At 66.8% G+C, this 13685-nt stretch carries 12 protein-coding genes; 9 read left to right on the forward strand and 3 right to left on the reverse strand.

All coding sequences use genetic code 11. The annotated features are described in order from the left end of the window. Positions 1 to 38 precede the first annotated feature (38 nt). The 3 genes from K7G82_RS24140 to K7G82_RS24150 are packed head-to-tail and all read left to right on the forward strand — an operon-like array spanning position 39 to position 3146. On the forward strand, positions 39 to 809 hold the full coding sequence (locus K7G82_RS24140; protein WP_222992526.1) for an ATP-binding cassette domain-containing protein: 771 nt from the start codon (positions 39 to 41) through the stop codon (positions 807 to 809). Next, positions 806 to 2335 (forward strand): ABC transporter permease/substrate-binding protein, encoded by a 1530-nt coding sequence (locus tag K7G82_RS24145; RefSeq protein WP_222992527.1) that lies wholly within the window; start codon positions 806 to 808, stop codon positions 2333 to 2335. The genes K7G82_RS24140 and K7G82_RS24145 overlap by 4 nt, the downstream gene beginning before the upstream one ends. 49 nt (positions 2336 to 2384) lie before the next feature. Beyond that, positions 2385 to 3146, forward strand: a complete 762-nt coding sequence (locus K7G82_RS24150) for an isocitrate lyase/PEP mutase family protein (RefSeq protein ID WP_222992528.1) — start codon at positions 2385 to 2387, stop codon at positions 3144 to 3146. Positions 3147 to 3188: 42 nt separating this feature from the next. Here the strand turns inward: K7G82_RS24150 and K7G82_RS24155 are convergent, their stop codons facing one another. Further along, entirely contained in the window at positions 3189 to 4655 is a 1467-nt protein-coding gene (locus tag K7G82_RS24155) for a serine hydrolase domain-containing protein (protein WP_222992529.1), read from the reverse strand. Between the two features lie 208 nt (positions 4656 to 4863). Between K7G82_RS24155 and K7G82_RS24160 the strand changes: the two genes are divergently transcribed. The 3 genes from K7G82_RS24160 (at position 4864) to K7G82_RS24170 (ending at position 7635) form a co-directional block, all read left to right on the forward strand. Continuing rightward, complete coding sequence (locus K7G82_RS24160) at positions 4864 to 5373, forward strand: RcnB family protein (protein ID WP_222992530.1); 510 nt, start codon at positions 4864 to 4866, stop codon at positions 5371 to 5373. A 108-nt stretch (positions 5374 to 5481) separates the two neighbouring features. After that, positions 5482 to 7293, forward strand: coding sequence for a DUF885 domain-containing protein (locus tag K7G82_RS24165; protein ID WP_222992531.1), 1812 nt, complete (start codon positions 5482 to 5484; stop codon positions 7291 to 7293). Between the two features lie 51 nt (positions 7294 to 7344). Then, the gene (locus tag K7G82_RS24170) at positions 7345 to 7635 is read left to right on the forward strand and encodes a hypothetical protein (protein ID WP_222992532.1); all 291 of its coding nucleotides are present in this window, start codon (positions 7345 to 7347) and stop codon (positions 7633 to 7635) included. A 153-nt stretch (positions 7636 to 7788) separates the two neighbouring features. Here K7G82_RS24170 and K7G82_RS24175 read toward each other — a convergent pair whose 3' ends face one another. Then, entirely contained in the window at positions 7789 to 8301 is a 513-nt protein-coding gene (locus K7G82_RS24175; protein ID WP_222992533.1) for a GNAT family N-acetyltransferase, read from the reverse strand. Further along, entirely contained in the window at positions 8298 to 9893 is a 1596-nt protein-coding gene (locus K7G82_RS24180; protein WP_222992534.1) for a lysine--tRNA ligase, read from the reverse strand. The genes K7G82_RS24175 and K7G82_RS24180 overlap by 4 nt, the downstream gene beginning before the upstream one ends. A gap of 10 nt (positions 9894 to 9903) precedes the next feature. Here K7G82_RS24180 and K7G82_RS24185 point away from each other — a divergent pair, with 10 nt between their 5' ends. Genes K7G82_RS24185 through K7G82_RS24195 form a run of 3 tightly spaced genes read left to right on the forward strand, consistent with a single transcriptional unit; the run spans position 9904 to position 13680 of the window. Beyond that, complete coding sequence (locus K7G82_RS24185; protein ID WP_222992535.1) at positions 9904 to 12627, forward strand: ATP-dependent DNA helicase; 2724 nt, start codon at positions 9904 to 9906, stop codon at positions 12625 to 12627. Beyond that, on the forward strand, positions 12624 to 13169 hold the full coding sequence (locus K7G82_RS24190; protein WP_222992536.1) for a SixA phosphatase family protein: 546 nt from the start codon (positions 12624 to 12626) through the stop codon (positions 13167 to 13169). The genes K7G82_RS24185 and K7G82_RS24190 overlap by 4 nt, the downstream gene beginning before the upstream one ends. Continuing rightward, on the forward strand, positions 13162 to 13680 hold the full coding sequence (locus K7G82_RS24195; protein ID WP_222992537.1) for a GNAT family N-acetyltransferase: 519 nt from the start codon (positions 13162 to 13164) through the stop codon (positions 13678 to 13680). The genes K7G82_RS24190 and K7G82_RS24195 overlap by 8 nt, the downstream gene beginning before the upstream one ends. Positions 13681 to 13685 lie beyond the last annotated feature (5 nt).

A 13685-nucleotide genomic window follows, 5' to 3' on the forward strand; every position in this document is an offset into this window, starting at 1 on the left:
GCTTTGTGCGCCCAATTTTCCGTTCGATGCGTTAAACAATGGCGATGGCCGATGCCCCCGCAGTCCGTTTCGATGCCGTGACCAAGGCCTATGACGGCCGGCCGGCGGTCGATTCGCTCTCTCTTTCGATCGCGCGCGGCAGCTTCGTCGCACTGGTCGGCGGATCGGGATCGGGCAAGACGACGTTGCTCAAGACGGTCAACCGGCTGGTCCAGCCCGACAGCGGCGGTGTCTCGATCGACGGCGAAGATGTGGCCGGGCTCGAGCCGCATCTGCTGCGGCGACGGATCGGCTATGTCTTCCAGAATATCGGGCTGTTCCCGCACATGAGCGTCGCGGAGAATATCGCGATCGGCTTCCGCCTGGAACGGCGCGATCCCGGCGACCGGGTCGCGCAGCTGCTCGATCTGGTCGATCTGCCTCGCGACATGGCCGATCGCATGCCCGACGCGCTGTCCGGCGGGCAGCGCCAGCGCGTCGGCGTGGCGCGCGCGCTGGCGGCGGAACCCGCGCTGATGCTGATGGACGAACCGTTCGGCGCGCTCGATCCGGTGACGCGCGATCAGTTGGGCAACGCCTATCGCGCGCTCCATGAACGGCTGGGGCTGAGCACGATCCTCGTCACCCACGACATGGCGGAGGCGCTGCTCCTCGCCGATCGGGTGCTGGTGATGGCCAAAGGCCGGATCGTCGCCGACGCGACGCCACGCGATCTGCTGGCGGGCCAGGGTGGCACCGCCGCCGATGCATTGGTCGCGGTGCCGCGCGCGCAGGCCGAACGGCTATATCGGCTGGAGCATGGCGGATGAACGAAGCGCTCGCCCGCCTGCCCGGGCTGCTTGCCGCGCATGTCCTGCTGTCGGCGGCGGCGCTGGTGCTGGCGCTCGCGGTCAGCCTGCCGCTCGCCGTGATCGCGGCGCGGCGGCCGGCTGTCGCGCGGGTCGCGCTCGCCGCCGCCAGCCTGATCCAGACGATCCCGGCGCTGGCGCTGCTGGCGCTTTTCTATCCCATATTGCTGGGCCTCTCGGCGCTGGTCGGCGCGCATATCCCCGCGCTCGGCTTCCTGCCCTCGCTGCTGGCGCTCACCCTCTATGCGCTGCTGCCCATCCTCCGCAACGCGGTGACCGGATTGACCAGCCTCGATCCGGCGGTGATCGAGGCGGCGGACGGCGTCGGCATGACGCCGGGACAGAAATTGCGACTGGTCGAAGCCCCGCTCGCCGCGCCGGTGGTGATGGCCGGCATCCGCACGGCGGCGGTCTGGACGATCGGCGCGGCGACGCTTTCCACCACGGTCGGGCAACCCGGCCTGGGCGACCTGATCTTCGCGGGACTGCAAACGCAGGACTGGACGCTCGTGCTCACCGGCTGCCTCGCATCCGCCGCGCTGGCGCTGATCGCGGATGCACTGCTCGGCCTGATCGCGCTCGGCCTCGCGAAACGACGCCGGCTCGCGGTGTGGATCGGGTTTGCCCTGCTCGCCGGCGGCACCATCGCCGCCGCCCTGCCCCGGCTGCTCCCGGCGCCCGCGCGCGACACGGTGGTGATCGGCGCCAAGAATTTCTCCGAGCAATATATCCTCGCCCGGCTGATCGGCGAGCGCCTCACCGCGGCGGGCTACGCCGTCGAATATCGCGAAGGGCTCGGTTCGGCGGTGATCTTCCGCGCGCTCGCGGCGGGCGATATCGACGTCTATGTCGATTATTCGGGGACGCTCTGGACCAACGAGATGAAGCGCGGCGACGTGCCGGCGCGCGGCGCGATGATCGCCGCGATCGGGGATTGGGCAAGGCGCGAGCATGGCGTCGAACTGGTCGGGCCGATGGGTTTCGAGAACGCCTATGCACTGGCCGTGCGCGGCGCGGACGCCAAGCGGCTGGGCCTGCGCACGATCGACGATCTCGCACGGGTGAGCGCCGGAATGACGCTGGGCGCCGACCTCGAATTTCTCGATCGCCCCGAATGGGCGATGTTGCGCCGCGCCTATCCGCTGCACTTCGCGGCGCAGCGGGCCTATAGCCCCACCTTCATGTTCCGCGCACTCGAAAGCGGGCAGGCGGACGTGATCTCCGCCTTTTCATCGGACGGGCGGATCGCCGCGATGCAACTGACGGTGCTTGCCGATCCGAAGGGCGCGATCCCGGGCTATGACGCGCTGCTGCTCGCGGCCCCCCGGCGCGCCGGAGACGAACGCTTCCTTGCCGCGATCAGGCCGCTGGCGAACGCGATCCCAGTCGAGACGATGCGCGAGGCCAATTACCGCGTCGATCGCGATGCGGACAAGCAGAGCCCCGAAGCCGCAGCGCGCTGGCTGCAGACGCGCATCCGGCATTGACCGCAAGAAACAGGATGTTCCCCTCCTGTTCTTCTGATATATCGCGATCATGAGCACCGCACAGACCGAGCGCGCACGCGCCTTCGCCGCCCTCCACGTCAAGGGCGATCCCATCATCCTCTACAATATCTGGGATGCCGGCAGCGCAACCGTGGTCGCCAAGGCGGGCGCCAGGGCACTGGCGACCGGCAGCGCCTCGGTCGCCGGCGCCAACGGCTTCACCGACGCGCAAGGGCTGCCGATGGCTGCGGCGCTCGCCAATCTCGAACGGATCACGGCGGCGGTGGAGTTGCCGGTGACGCTCGATTTCGAGGGCGGCTACGCGACCGATCCCGCCGAAGTGGCGGCCAATGTCGCCCAAGTGGCGGCGGCCGGCGGCGTGGGCATCAATTTCGAGGATCAGGTGATCGGTGGAGAAGGCCTGCACGGCATCGCCGACCAGTCGGCGAAGATCGCCGCGATCCGCGCCGCGCTGGGTGCGGACTTCTTCATCAACGCCCGCACCGACATCTTCCTGAAGGCATCGGCCGACACGCATGACGAAGCGATGGTCGATGCCGCGCTCGAACGCGCACGCGCCTATGCCGACGCCGGGGCCAGCGGCTTCTTCGCGCCCGGCATGAAGGACGAGGCGCTGATCGCCCGGCTGACCGAGGGCACAACGCTGCCGGTCAACATCATGGACTATCCGGGCGTGCCCGCCGCCCAGCGCCTCGCCGCGCTGGGCGTGGCGCGGATCAGCCATGGCCCCTTCCCCTGGCGGCTGGCGATGAAGGCGCTGGAGGACGGCGCCAGGGCCGCTTTCGCCTGAATCTTGTCATTCCCGCGTGCGCGGGAATGACAAGGGAGGTCGCTATTTTCCGCTCACCCGCTCCAGCGGGTTGCTGTGGCTCCAGACGCGGACCGGCTTGCCGTCCTTGCCCATTTCGAAGGTGAGCGGCTCGGCGAGGGTGTCGTCCGGCCGCACGCGGCGGAAGACATTGCCTTCGACATGGCGGTAACGATCGAGATCCTCGACCGGATTGCCGGCATAGAGGCCGATGCCGACCAGTTCCTCGCCATAGGGCAGGATATAGGTGTCGTAATCATAACCCGGCCGGTTGTAGACGCCCTCATAGACCGACAGGTCGACCTTCGGCGCGGGCTTCGCCGGAGCCGGCGTCGCCGGCTTGTCGGGGAACGCCGCCTTGATGTCACCCGCGACCAGATCGTAGAGCCCGCGTGTGATCGCTTCCGGGCTGACATCGTTGACGTTGACCATCGCGATCACCGCCACCTTGTCCTGCGGACGCATCATCAGGCTGGTGCGATAGCCGGGGCAATAGCCGCCATGGCCGACCAGGGTCTTGCCCTTGTAATTATAGACCGCGAAGCCGAGCCCCCAGGTTTCGTCGGTCTTGTCGGGCGACATCCAGTGGACGCGCTGCATCTCGCGCAGCGTCGAGGATTTGATCACCGGATCGCCGCCATCGAGCACGCGGAACTGCCATGACGCGAAACGGCCGAGATCCTCGACCGTCGAGGCGAAGCCGGCCGCCGGCGCGATCGCGTTGACGGTGTAGAAGGGGAAGGTCGCACGCTCGCCCTTGCCGTTGCGCGCCTTGTAGCCGACCGCGAACGCCTTGCCGTGCAGCGCTCTCGGCAATTCGGAGGTCGTGCTCGAAAGCCCGATCGGATCGAGCAGCCGCGCCTTCACATAGGCGTGGTAATCCTGGCCCGACGCCGCCTCCACCTGCTGGCCCAGCAATGTCAGCCCCAGGTTCGAATATTGGAGATAATCGTAGGTGCGATAGAGATTGGTCTGTTCGGACAGCCGCTTCTTCACCGTATCGAGATCGGGGAAGGACGCGGTCGACCAATAGGGCGTATCCGATTCGCGCGGCAGCCCCGCGACATGCGACATGATCGCGCGCGCGGTGACCGGGCCGTCGGGCTTTTCGACGTCATGGATATTGTACCAGGGCAGGTAATCGCCGACGGGCTTGTCGATATCGAGCTTGCCCTGATCGCGCAGTTGCATCGCCGCAAGCGCGGTGAACAGCTTGGAGACCGAACAGATGCTGTAGCGCGTCTGCGGCGTCGCCGGCACTTTCGCGGCGAGATTGGCGTAACCGAAGCCTTTGGACCAGATGATCTTCTGATCATGGACGATCGCGACCGACGCGCCCGGCACCGCTTCCTGCTCCAGATAGGTTTCGAGCCATTTTTCCGCGGCGCGCAATTTCGCGTCGAGCTTCGCCTGGCCCGCCGCATCCTGCGCCTGCGCCGGAACCGCCAGGCCCAGCGCCGCCGTGGCCGACAGAAAATGCCCGAATTTCATGCCTCTTCCCCCGTTTGCCAAAGCCGGAGGCTAGGGCGGCGGGACGCCGTTGAGAAGTGGGCTTTGTTACAATTTGCGACAGAGGCTTTCGCGATGCTGACCGATCCATTCCCGGAACGTTCAGCGCGAATCGGGCATTCAGCATGCGTGCCGACGAAATCGCCCCGAAATCGGGACGCGCGCCGGCAGGAGAATGAGGAGTAAGATCATGCGTAAGTTGATCATCGGCATCCTGATGGCGGCCACCGTCATGCCCGCCACCGCAATGGCCCAGTCGCCCGGCGAACTGCGCCGCGACCGGCAGGACATCCGTCAGGAACAGCGGGAGTTGAACCGCTCGATCCGTCGCGGCGACCACCCGCGCGAGGTTCGCGAACAGGCGCGCGACGTGCGCGACGCCCGCCGCGAATATCGCGAGGACCTGCGCGACCGCGATCGCGCCTGGGGCCGCAACGACTGGCGCAACCATCGCCAGGGCAATCGCGCGCTTTATGCCCGCGGCAACTGGCGCGCTCCGTTCCGCTATCAGCAGTTCCGCACCGGCGTGCGTATCCAGCCGGTCTATTACAGCCAGCGTTACTGGATCGCCGATCCCTGGCGCTATCGCCTGCCGCGCCCCGGCATCAACCAGCGCTGGGTGCGCAACTATGACGATCTGATGCTCGTCGACGTCCGTCGCGGCATCGTGATCGACGTGATCCGCGGCTTCTACTGGTAACAGCGGAAGCACGCTGAACGGGCGGCCCCGGGGGAGCATCTCCGGGGCCGCTTGCCGTTCAAGGCCGTGGCGTTATATCCGGGCAATACACGAGTACCGGAGTTTCCCATGTCCAGTTTCCCCATCCGCGCGCTGCTGCTCGCCGCAGCGGCCGCCTTGCCCGTTCCGCTTCTCGCCCAGCCCGCCGCCCCCGCGCCGGCCGCCACCGAAACGCCGGACGCCGCGCTCAAGCGGCTGTTCGCCGAAAGCGACGAAGCCGGCCTGAAGCGCAACCCGATCTCCGCGATCTTCCGCGGCGACCTGCGCTATGCCGACCGGCTCGGCGATTTCGGTTCCGATGCCTATTTCGACGCCGAACGCGCCGCCGCGCAGCAGGATCTGAAGCGCCTGAAGGCGATCGACCGCGCCGCGCTGACCCCTGTCAACCAGATCGCCTATGACGTGTTCGAGTATAATATGCTCGACACGCTGGAGACGCTGACCCCCGAATATCTGGCGGTGACCGCGGTGCGGCCGATCGACCATTTCTTCGGCCTGCACGTCTTCTATCCCGGTTTCGCATCGGGCAAGGGCGCCGCGCCGTTCAAGACGCTGACGGACTATGAGAACAACCTGAAGCGCCACAAGGATTATATCGCGGCGCTCGACCGTTCGATCGCCCGTTTCCGCGAGGGCATGAAGAGCGGCGTCACCCAGCCCAAACTGATCGTCAACAACATGATCGATCAGTTCGACCTGCAGATCGCGCAGGGCGTGGAAGGATCGACCTTCTACGAACCGGTCAACCAGTTCCCGGCCGGCATCTCCGCCGCAGATCAGGCACGGCTGAAGCGCGATTACGCCGCCGCCATCCGCGACGGCATCCTGCCCGCCTATGTGCGGATGCGCGATTTCCTGAAGACCGAATATCTGCCCGCCGCGCGCGACGGCGTCGGCCTCGTCCATATGAAGGGCGGCGCCTGGCTCTACGAGAAGCTGATCAAGAGCAACACCACGCTGCCGATGACCGCCGAGCAGATCCATCAGCTCGGCCTGTCCGAAGTCGCGCGGATCCGGGGCGAGATGGACGCGATCAAGAACAAGGTCGGCTTCAAGGGCACGCTCGCCCAGTTCTTCGATCACATCCGAACCGATCCCAAGTTCAAGATGACGTCGCGCGACGCGATGCTCCAGCGCTATTACGATATCGGCAAGCGCGTCGACGCGCGGGTGCGCGAGCAATTCTCGACCATCCCCAAGATGCCGCTCGAGATCCGCTATTACGAAGCCTATCGCGAAAAAACCTCGGCGGGCGGTTCGTACGAGTCCGGCCTGGCGGACGGATCGCGCCCCGGCGTCTTCTATTTCAACGCCTACGACCTGCCCTCGCGCACGACGCCGGGCATGGAGACCCTGTTCCTCCACGAAGGCGTGCCGGGCCATCATTTCCAGATCGCGCTTTCGATCGAGAACACCGATCTCCCCGCCTTCATGCGCTTCGGCGGCAACACCGCGTACAACGAAGGCTGGGGGCTTTATGCCGAAACGCTGTGGAAGGAACTCGGCATGGAGACCGATCCCTATCAGCGCTTCGGCGGGCTGGACGACGAGATGCTGCGCGCGATGCGGCTGGTGGTCGATAGCGGCATCCACGCCAAGGGCTGGACCCGCGATCAGGCGATCCAGTACATGCTCGACAATTCGAGCATGGGGAAGACCGACGCCACCGCCGAGGTGGAGCGCTATATCGCCATTCCCGGCCAGGCGCTCGCCTACAAGGTCGGCCAGCTCACCATCTCGCGGCTGAAGGCCAAGGCGCGGCAGGCGCTGGGCGCGAAATTCGATCCGCGCGAATTCCATGCCGAGGTGCTGATGACCGGATCGCTGCCGATGCCGGTGCTGGAGAAGAAGATCGACGACTGGATCGCGTCTAAGAAATAAGGGCCTTCCGGACAAATCATCGTCGCTCCAGCGAAAGCTGGAGCCCATGCAATGCCTGTGGTCTCACTGAAGCCGACAGATCGCATGGGCCCCAGCTTTCGCTGGGGCGACGCGCCGTTTTCTGACCGCATTGCATTTCATCGACGCCTGTCCGCCGTCGATCGACCAGCGCTCCCGCTCTCCCGGCAACCGCACTATCCGCGCGCGATCATGAGACCGCAGCCTGCCCCGACCTCGCATCCGCTGATCCGCGCGCTGATCGCCGCGGCGTTGCTGCTGCCGATCGCCGCGCTGCCCTTGGTCTATCCGGACGATCGGCCCAGCGCGACGGTTCGCGGCTGAATCTACGCAAGCGCCGAACATGCGGCGCTTTCCCGTTCACTTCGAGCAGCATCGAGCGAAGTCGAGATGCGCCCGTCGAGAAGCGCTGCACCGGACTTCTCGACTGTGTTCTCGACAAGCTCGAACCTGCGCTCGAAGCAAACGGTGGGGGCCTCAAACCCGCTTGTAGAAGATCGTCGTCGCTTCCGGCGTGCCCGCCACGTTGAGCGCATAATCGGGAATGCCGCCGACCTCGATCCAGCCCATCCGTCGATAGATGCGTTCAGCCGCCGCGCCCGCTGTATCGAGCACGAGCAGTGTGAGCCCCATCGCGCGGGCCTGCGCCTCCGCCCCCGTCATCAGCGCCACGCCCGCCCCCTGGCCGCGTGCACCGGGATGAACGAGCAGCTTGGCGATATCGCCGCGATGCGGCTGATTGTCGGTGCCCGCGCGCACCACCATCACGGTGCCGACGGGCGCCTCGCCTTCGAAGGCGACAAGCAACGCGCATCCGCCATCCGCGACGCCGGCACGGCGCGCGCGCCAGAAATCGGCCGCGCGATCCTGAGTCAGATCGGCCAGGAAGCTGACCGAGGCCCCGTCCGCCACACAGGCGAGCAATATCGCGCCGAGCGCATCCGCATTGGCGTCGACCCATTCGGCATCGACGGCGCGGACCGCGATCACGCCGCCAGCGCCTCTGCGATCAGCTTGCGGCTGTTCTCCATGCCGTAAAGCGCGATGAAGCTGCCCATGCGCGGCCCCTGTTCGGCGCCCAGCAGCGTCTCGTACAGCGCCTTGAACCAGTCGCGCAGAGTGTCGAATCCGCCTTCCTTGCCGACGGCATAGACCTCGTTCTGGATCGTCTCCGCATCGGCATTCGCGGGCAATGCCGCCAGCCGCGCGTCGAGATCGCGCAGCGCCCCGGCCTCCAGCTCGGTCGGCGCACGGCGCTTGAGCGTCGGCGCGACGAAATCGCGGTGATAGGCGAGCGCATGGTCGATCAGCCGGTCGAGCGCCGGATATTTGGCGGGATCGGCGTCGGGCACATAGTTGCCCAGATAGCCCCAGACCTGATCCTTGCCCGCCTCTCCCATCACGCCGACCAGGTTGAGCAGCAGGCCGAAGGTGACCGGCAGCGCCTCCGCCGGCACGTCGCCATTGTGGATATGGTGAACGGGATTGCCGAGCTTCTGTTCGATCGGCTGGTTCGGCCAGTTGGCGCGGAACTGCCAATAATCGTCCACCGCGCGCGGGATCACGCCCATGTGCAGCGCCTTCGCCTTGCGCGGCTCGCGATAGATATAGAATGCCAGGCTCTCGTCGGGCCCATAGGTCAGCCATTGCTCCAGCGTCAGGCCGTTGCCCTTGGACTTGGAGATCTTCTCGCCCTTCTCGTCGAGGAACATCTCGTAGTTGAAGCCCTCGGGCGGGCGGGCGCCGAGCACGCGCGCGATCTTCGAGCTTTGCGTGACCGAATCGATCAGGTCCTTGCCCGACATCTCGTAATCGACGCCCAGCGCGACCCAGCGCATCGCCCAGTCGACCTTCCATTGCAGCTTGGCCGCGCCCGACAGGATCGATTGCTCGACGGTCTCGCCCTCATCCTCGAAGCGGACGATGCCGTTCTCCGCATCGATCACGGTGACGGGCACCTGAAGCACGATGCCCGACTTTTTCGAGACCGGCAGCACCGGCGAATAGGTCGCCTGACGTTCCTTGCCGAGCGTGGGCAGCATCACGCCCATGATCGCGTCGTAGTTCTTCAGGATCAGCTTCAGCGTCTCGTCGAAGCGGCCGGACGCATAGACCTCGGTCGAACTCATGAACTCGTAGTCGAAGCCGAACCGGTCGAGAAATTCGCGGAGCATCGCGTTGTTGTGATGCGCGAAGCTCTCATATTTGCCGAAGGGATCGGGAATCCGCGTCAGCGGCTTGCCGAGATGTTCGCGCAGCATCTCCTGATTCGGAACATTGTCCGGCACCTTGCGCAGGCCGTCCATATCGTCGCTGAACGCGATCAGCCGCGTCGGCACGTCCGAAATCGCCTGATAGGCCTGGCGCACCAGGGTGGTGCGCAGCACTTCGTTGAAGGTGCCGATATGCGGCAGGCCCGAAGGGCCATAGCCGGTTTCGAACAGGATATGGCCCTTGGCCGGCGCGCCGTCGGGATAGCGCTTGAGCAATTTGCGCGCTTCCTCGAACGGCCAGGCCTTCGAGTCCATCGCTGCGCCACGCAAGTCGCTCACTGGTGTTGCCCTTTCGTTCCTGGTCGTCATAACGGGGTGAATGGCGGCCTCTTTGCCCTATCCCGCGCTGCATGCAAGCCATGCCGGCATCTGGATCGCATCTCCCGACGGGGAGACGCGCGGCGTGAGCCGTGGCGAGGCGATCGCGCTGGCCGCGGAAACGCCGATGATCGTGCTCAACGCGCCGCTTGTCGGCCAGCGGCTGGGCTATCCCGAACTCTCCGGGCTCGACCTGCTGGAACTGTTCGCCTTCATCCATCCGGCGCGATTCGCGGTGCCGACACCCAAGGGGCTGGCGCGCGCGATCGGGCTGGCGCCACCCGAGGACGATGCAAGTGCCGCCGAATTCCTGCGCCGCGCCGCCCAGGCGCTGCTGGCGCGGTCGGACGATCCGCATTGGGCGGAGCGCGAAGGCGCCTATGGCATGGCGCAGTCGCTGCAACGGCTGCGCTGGCCTTGGGGCGGAATCCTGCTCGACACGCTGAAGCGGCCCGAGCGCAACGAACGCTGGCTGTTCGCCCGGCTTCCCGAATGGGAGGAAAAGGCGCCGCGCGCAGCACCGCGCTCCGTTTCGCTCGCCCTGCCCGACGTGATCGACCGGCTCGACCTGCTGACCGGCCACGGCGCGGAGGTTCGCCCGGGCCAGCGCGGCTATGCCGAGGTCGTGACCGAAGCGTTCGAACCGCGCGCGCGGCGCGACGAGCCCAATATGATCCTGGCCGAGGCCGGCACCGGCATCGGCAAGACGCTGGGCTATCTCGCCCCCGCCTCGCTCTGGGCCGAGCGGGCGGACGGCGCGGTCTGGATATCCACCTACACCAAGGCGTTGCAGCGCCAGCTCAATCGCGAGAGCGAAAGGCTGTTTCCCGATCCCAGGCTGCGCCGCCGCAAGGTGGTGGTGCGCAAGGGCCGCGAAAATTATCTGTGCCTGCTCAACCTGGAGGACGCGCTGCAGGGCGGGTTCGCCGGGCGCGCCGCGATCCTGGCGCAGCTTGTCGCGCGCTGGGCCGCCTATTCGGCGGATGGCGACATGGTGGGCGGCGATCTGCCCGGCTGGCTGCCCTCGCTGTTCCGCCGCAACGGATCGACCGCGCTGACCGACCGGCGCGGCGAATGCGTCTATGCCGGCTGCCCGCATTACCGGAAATGCTTCATCGAACGCGCGGCGCGCGCCAGCGCGGATGCCGATATCGTCATCGCCAACCATGCGCTGGTGATGGTCAACGCCGCGCGCGGGCGCGAGGCGGCGAACCGGCCGAGCCGAATCGTCTTCGACGAAGGCCATCATCTGTTCGACGCCGCCGACGCGATGTTCTCGACCGCGCTGTCGGGCCAGGAGGCGATCGAATTGCGGCGCTGGATCACCGGGCCCGAAGGATCGTCGCGCGGGCGCCGTCGGGGCCTTGCCGCCCGCCTGTCCGACGTCGCGAGCTATGACGACGAGGGCAGCCGTGCGATCTCCGCCGCCGTCAGCGCGGCACAGGCGCTGCCATCGGACGGCTGGCTCCAGCGGCTGAACGAAGGCGCGCCCTTCGGCGCGATCGAGGCGCTGCTCGCGGCGGTGCGCGGCACCGTGTTCGGCCGCGATGCCGGCGAGGATGCAGGCTATGGCCTGGAAACCGAGATGGCCGAACTCGACGGTGCGATCGTCGAAGCCGCGCAGCCCGCGGCGGCAGCGCTCGACGCGATCCTTCGCCCGCTCGTGGCGCTCGGGCGTCGGCTGGAAGCGGTGATGGAGGATGGCCCGGACTGGCTCGACGGCCAGGCGCGCGCGCGCGTCGAGGGCGCGATCGCCAGCCTCGGCTGGCGCGCCGACATGCTCGGCGGCTGGCTGTCGCTGCTCTCTCGCATCGGTGGCCCCGCCGATCCCGATTTCGTCGACTGGCTGGCGGTCGACCGGATCGAGGGCCGCGAGATCGATATCGGCCTGCATCGCCACTGGCTCGATCCGACGCGCCCGGTTGCGGAGATCGTGCTGAAACCGGCGCATGGCGTGCTCGTCACCTCGGCGACGCTCAAGGGCGGTGGCGACTGGGATACCGCCGAAGCACGCACGGGCGCCCCGCATCTCGCCCATCCGCCGCATCGATTCGAGGCGCCGAGCCCGTTCGACTATGCGACGCAGGCCGAAGTGCTGATCGTCACCGATGTGAAGAAGGGCGATATCGCGCAGCTCGCCGGCGCCTTCGGCAAGCTGATCGTCGCGGCCGAGGGTGGCACGCTCGGGCTGTTCACCGCAATCCGGCGGCTGCGCGCCGTCCATGCCCGCATTGCCGACCGGCTGGCGCGCGACCGGCTGCCGCTTTACGCCCAGCATGTCGATCCGATCGATACCGGCACCCTGGTCGATATCTTCCGCGACGATCCGCGCGCATCGCTGCTCGGCACCGACGCCTTGCGCGACGGCGTCGACGTACCGGGTGAATCGCTGCGGATGGTGGTGATGGAGGGGGTGCCGTGGCCGAAACCCACCGTACTTCACGCCGCGCGCCGCCTGGCCGGCGGTGGCAGCGCCTATGACGATCGGTTGATTCGTGCGCGGCTGGCCCAGGCATTCGGCCGGCTGATCCGCCGCGCCGACGATCGCGGCATCTTCGTCATGCTTTCCTCCGCCATGCCGTCGCGGCTGCTGACCGCCTTTCCCGCCGGCACCCCGATCAGCCGCGTCACGCTGGACGAAGCCGCCGCGCGCGTGCGCCAGCGACTTTCATCCGTCACGATTTCGGGGCAAGAGGCCGCGGAAAGGATCACGGAGAGGAAATGAAGACGCTCAGCCTGCTGCGCCACGCGAAATCGAGCTGGGACGATCCGGTGGCGCGCGATTTCGACCGCGCGCTCAACAAGCGCGGCATTCGCGGCGCGCGGCTGATGGGCGAATATATGCGGCGCGAGGGGCTGGAATATGACCATGTCGTCTCGTCCCCCGCCGTGCGTTGCACCGAAACGCTCGACTATCTGTGGGAAGGCATGGGCCGCACGCTGCATGCCACCTGGGACCGGCGCATCTATCTCGCATCGTGCGTCACCCTGCTCGACGTGGTCAACGACCGGCCCGATTCGGCCGATCACGTGATGATGTGCGGCCATAATCCCGGGCTGGAGGACCTGATCCTGCTGCTGGTGCCCGATCGCGCCGGCGATGCGCTGCGCGACTCGGTCGAAGAGAAATTCCCGACCGCCGCGCTCGCGGAAATCACCTTTGACGTGACGCGCTGGGCCGATGTGAAGGCGGGAACCGGCAATTTCGTCCGGCTGATGCGGCCGCGCGACCTGGATGCCGCACTGGGCCCCGAAATCGATGGCTGAGCTGCTGCTGCGCCGTGCCACAGCATCAGACGCCGACCGTCTTTCGCTGCTGGGTCAGGCGACCTTCCTTGTCGCCTTCGCGAGCGATCACCCCGGCGATGCGCTGGTCACGCATTGCCGCACCCAGCATTCGCCCGAACTCTATGCAGATTGGGCCGAACGGCGCGATCATGCGCTATGGCTGGTCGAAACCGAACTCGGCGCGCCGATCGGCTATGCGGCGCTGACCCCGCCCGCGCTCGACATTCCCGTCGATCAGGGCGATCTGGAACTCAAACGCATCTATGCGCTCACCGGCTGGCAGAATGCGGGGCTGGGACGGCGGCTGATGGACGCGGTGATCGCCGAAGCGCGCGCGCGCGGCGCGAAACGGCTCTATCTGTGCGTCTACGAGATCAACGAAGCCGCGCAGCGTTTCTATGCGCGCTGCGGGTTCGTCCGGGTCGGCCAGCAGGCCTTCAAAGTCGGCGAAGCGGTCTTCAACGACTGGATCCTGGCACTCGAGCTATAGAGCGA

This window comes from Sphingomonas colocasiae (assembly GCF_019880585.1).
GTDB classification, from domain to species: Bacteria; Pseudomonadota; Alphaproteobacteria; order Sphingomonadales; family Sphingomonadaceae; genus Sphingobium_A; species Sphingobium_A colocasiae.

Bases quoted from the DNA above. Each gene is read 5' to 3' on its own strand.
- K7G82_RS24150 (WP_222992528.1), top strand. From the start codon at position 2,385: ATGAGCACCGCACAGACCGAGCGCGCACGCGCCTTCGCCGCCCTCCAC.
- K7G82_RS24140 (WP_222992526.1), top strand. From the start codon at position 39: ATGGCGATGGCCGATGCCCCCGCAGTCCGTTTCGATGCCGTGACCAAG.
- K7G82_RS24195 (WP_222992537.1), top strand. From the start codon at position 13,162: ATGGCTGAGCTGCTGCTGCGCCGTGCCACAGCATCAGACGCCGACCGT.
- K7G82_RS24180 (WP_222992534.1), bottom strand. From the start codon at position 9,893: ATGACGACCAGGAACGAAAGGGCAACACCAGTGAGCGACTTGCGTGGC.
- K7G82_RS24155 (WP_222992529.1), bottom strand. From the start codon at position 4,655: ATGAAATTCGGGCATTTTCTGTCGGCCACGGCGGCGCTGGGCCTGGCG.
- K7G82_RS24185 (WP_222992535.1), top strand. From the start codon at position 9,904: ATGGCGGCCTCTTTGCCCTATCCCGCGCTGCATGCAAGCCATGCCGGC.
- K7G82_RS24170 (WP_222992532.1), top strand. From the start codon at position 7,345: ATGCCTGTGGTCTCACTGAAGCCGACAGATCGCATGGGCCCCAGCTTT.
- K7G82_RS24165 (WP_222992531.1), top strand. From the start codon at position 5,482: ATGTCCAGTTTCCCCATCCGCGCGCTGCTGCTCGCCGCAGCGGCCGCC.
- K7G82_RS24160 (WP_222992530.1), top strand. From the start codon at position 4,864: ATGCGTAAGTTGATCATCGGCATCCTGATGGCGGCCACCGTCATGCCC.
- K7G82_RS24145 (WP_222992527.1), top strand. From the start codon at position 806: ATGAACGAAGCGCTCGCCCGCCTGCCCGGGCTGCTTGCCGCGCATGTC.
- K7G82_RS24190 (WP_222992536.1), top strand. From the start codon at position 12,624: ATGAAGACGCTCAGCCTGCTGCGCCACGCGAAATCGAGCTGGGACGAT.